The organism is Roseivivax isoporae LMG 25204 (assembly GCF_000521865.1).
GTDB lineage: Bacteria > Pseudomonadota > Alphaproteobacteria > Rhodobacterales > Rhodobacteraceae > Roseivivax > Roseivivax isoporae.
Genome location: NZ_JAME01000087.1, coordinates 1 through 3,345, shown reverse-complemented (window position 1 = coordinate 3,345; position 3,345 = coordinate 1). Strand labels below are relative to the sequence as shown.

4 protein-coding genes are annotated in these 3,345 nt (G+C 62.9%); all 4 read right to left on the bottom strand.

Features of this window, described 5'->3' with window-relative positions:
• The coding region (locus tag RISW2_RS22540; RefSeq protein ID WP_043775512.1) for a hypothetical protein at positions 1-365 on the bottom strand (365 nt) is incomplete at its 3' end.
• A gap of 404 nt (positions 366-769) precedes the next feature.
• The gene (locus tag RISW2_RS22535) at positions 770-1,138 is read right to left on the bottom strand and encodes a hypothetical protein (RefSeq protein WP_043775510.1); all 369 of its coding nucleotides are present in this window, start codon (positions 1,136-1,138) and stop codon (positions 770-772) included.
• Between the two features lie 95 nt (positions 1,139-1,233).
• A complete protein-coding gene (locus RISW2_RS23795) occupies positions 1,234-2,652 on the bottom strand; it encodes a sensor histidine kinase (RefSeq protein ID WP_051492364.1) in 1,419 nt (472 codons plus the stop codon).
• Positions 2,649-3,345 (bottom strand): response regulator (locus tag RISW2_RS22525; RefSeq protein ID WP_084615543.1); only part of this gene is annotated, 697 nt, incomplete at its 5' end. The genes RISW2_RS23795 and RISW2_RS22525, both read right to left, overlap by 4 nt.

Sequence of the window (3,345 nt, the reverse complement as noted above, 5' to 3'; positions counted from 1 at the left end):
AACAGCTGCTTGCGCGACAGGAAAGCGCCCGTCTGGGCGATGTTCTCGGTGAGCCTCACGCCCCGTCGCCGCAGGTACGCGACGAGCTGGATGAAGCTGTACGCGACGGCCCAGTCTGCGCCGTCAGACCAGTAGAAGAGGTGGGCATAGCCTGCCGCATCGGCACCGATCCGGATCCGGTCGCCCGAGCGCCTGATCAGGACATGATGACCGTCGGCGCCCCAGTGAAACGTGTCGCCGGCCGCCTCGTATGCCGAAAGGCCGTCGGTCCCTATGACGAAATCGGTGTCCGCCCAGGCAAAGCCAACGAGGTGGCTCCCTTCCGCGGGCAGCGTTCCGGGGTCAAGCAATAGGTCCGAGATCATGTTCTTGTCGAGGCTCAGGCAGTCAACGTGTCATTGGATGCCCGAGGCTCGAGGGATCCTCAACCGGTGGAATACTCAGTAGCGTCCTGCGCCTTGGGCGGCGCCGGCGGTTCACGCACCGGCAGCTTGGGCTATTCTGACTTGGCTGCGGCCGGGGGTTTCACGTTGAATTTCCGAAGATCCAGTATAGGGACATCACCCCCATCGTGGGCGCCTTTGCCGACCACGTGCCGCGCCGTCACAGACCGGAACAAAACCACCTTGGCTGTGGCGCATTCCGAATGCGCCACATCTGGTATTGGCTGGCGGCGCTGGTCAGCGATCAGCGGTTTCCCTCTTCCGATCTGAGAGAATGCGCGGCCCCGCTCAGGGCCGCGCGTCTTCAGCCACCAACGAGGCGACGATTACCAGTCGAAAATGCCTGCCTCTCCGGCATCGTCCCATTCGCCACCGTCCCAGTGGCCGTCTTCGTTGGCGTCGTAGCTCGCGTAATAGCCATCGTAGAACTCGCCCGAGTCGACATAGGCGTTGGCGTCGGCGTCCCAGGTATCGTAGTCCCAGTCTCCGCCGATCTCGTTGAACTCGTTCTCGTCGAGCAGGCCGTCGCTGTTGGCGTCCCAGTCGGAATAGGTTCCGATATCAGCCACACCACCGTAGAATTCGTCGCGGCTCAGTTCCTGATTGCCATCGCTGTCAAGCTCCGAGAATGACGCCGCGAAGGCGGGTGTGGTCCCGATTGCCAGGGCGAGGCTGAGGATGAAGGTGCGATACATGAGATTTCTCCCTAATTGATTGTGGCGTTTCACGTCAGCGGCGCATTGGCCACTGTCGATGGAAAAGGGAATCGCCCACCAAGCTTAACCGAAGCTTAGTGATCCTCGGCTTGCGGCTGCACCCGTCCGCCTCGGTCCTGCGGCGTGCGGGAGATGATGCCGGGCGCGCCCGTAACGGGAAGTGTCACCTGCATGCAGAGCCCGCCGCTATCTCGGTCGACGGCGACAACGTCGCCGTGGTGGGCAAGCGCAACGGCCTTGACGATCGCCAGCCCGAGCCCCGTACCCGGGCCAGAGCCATCGGCGCCGCTGTAGAAGCTCTCGAAAATTCTGGACTTCTGATCTTCGGTCAGACCCGGCCCGCGATCGCAGACGTACATCCGCATATGGTCCCGATGGCGGAGCACTCTCACCATGACCTTTTCGTCTGCTGGTGAGACACGCAGCGCATTGTCGATGAGATTGGTTACCAGCGAGCCGATCAACTCCGGCCGCCCGCTCACGCGCGTCTGGCCGGGACGGATCTCGACGTTCACCCTGTGGCGTGACGGCCCGAGGTCCGCAATGAGCTCTCTGACGAGATCGGCAAGATCGAATTCCCGGCTCGCGAGGTCGAGCGTTGACCTCTCGCTCCGGGCGATCACGAGAAGCTGCTCCACCAACTCGGTCATGCGACGCAATCCCTGATCGAGCTTTGTCAGCGCATGGAGCCTTTGCGCCGGATCCTTCGAACGCCGGGCGACGTCAAGTTGAGCGGCGCATCCGGAGAGCGGGGTCCGCAACTCATGTCCCGCGGCCGAGACAAAGGTCTGTTGATGGCGCAGGAGCTGCTTCAGTCTGTCGAGCAGGCCGTTCAGCGTGATCGTCAGGCGTGAGAGTTCCCGCGGCATGCTGGCGGGGTCGATCTCGAGCGCTCTTGGCCGTGTGACATCGAGCCTACCGATTTCGCGCTCTATATCCCTCAATGGCCGCAGACCCAGCCAGATCGCGGCAAGGACCGTAATGGCCAGCAAGACAAGCGCCGCAACGGTAGGAACAAGAATGTTTGATCGCACCATCCCCGCGAGCCGCCGGGTCTCGGCGTCCCTGATCGCGACACGGCCGGTCAGGCTGCGATCCGTGTTCTGGACAGTGAGCACACGCCAGTCCTCGCCGGCGCTGCGCTGATCGGAGAAGCCTTCATCTGTCCGCGGCATGTCCTGCGGAAACCCCATGCTGCGGTAGACCAGCCGCCCGTCGATCCCACGCAGTTCCGCAACCGGCGTAATCGCCGGGATGTTGTTCTCCGCACCCGCTGCATCGACGCCGGACAGCCCGGTTCCGGGTCTCTGTGCAAGCGTCACGGACGGTCCAAGAATGAACGTGACCCCGATCCGGAGACGTCCATCGACGTCCTGCCGCGCGATGTATTGCGAGCGAAACTCCGCATATATGAACGCGATGCTAAGGAGCACCGCCACCAACAGAACCAGCAGACCCGTCAGACGCAGATGCAGGCTGACGGCCGATTTCATGGATCGAGCCGGTATCCCAGCCCGCGCACCGTCCTTATCCTGGTCCGGCCGATCTTGTTTCTCAGCTTGTGGATGAGAACCTCAAGGGAGTTGCTCTCCGGCCCGTCCTCCCAACCATAGAGGCGCGCTTCGAGGGTGTCGCGTCCGACCGGCTTGCCCGCGCGCTCCAGAAGGATTTCAAGGATGGTGTATTCGAAGGTCGAAAGCTCCAGCGGGCGTTTTCCGAGAAACCCCGTTCGCCTTTCGCGCTCGAGACGTAGAGCGCCCTCCTCGAGAAGATTGTCCGCGCCCCCGGCAGCGCGGCGCTGGATCGCTCGCAGCCGTGCCGAGAGTTCCGGCATTGGGATCGGCTTCGTGACATAGTCGTCGGCCCCGATATCCAAGGTCTCGGCGCAGTGGGAATCCCGATCGTAGGCCGTCAGGACCAGCACTGGGACCAGGGAATTGTTCCGACGCCAGCGCTGGAGAACGCGCTTGCCGTCGACCCCGGGGAGTCCCAGATCAAGGATCACCGCATCGAAGTCGGAGTCCACGTCGGCCGCTTCCGCATCTCGGCCGCATGTTAGCCAGTCGACCACGTGACCTTCCAGCTTCAGTCCGTTGGCGAGCCCGTCGCCGAGCACCTGATCATCCTCCAGCAGAAGAATATGCACTGTCGTCCTCCCCCCGCGCTGGTCTTGCCCCCGTTTCATC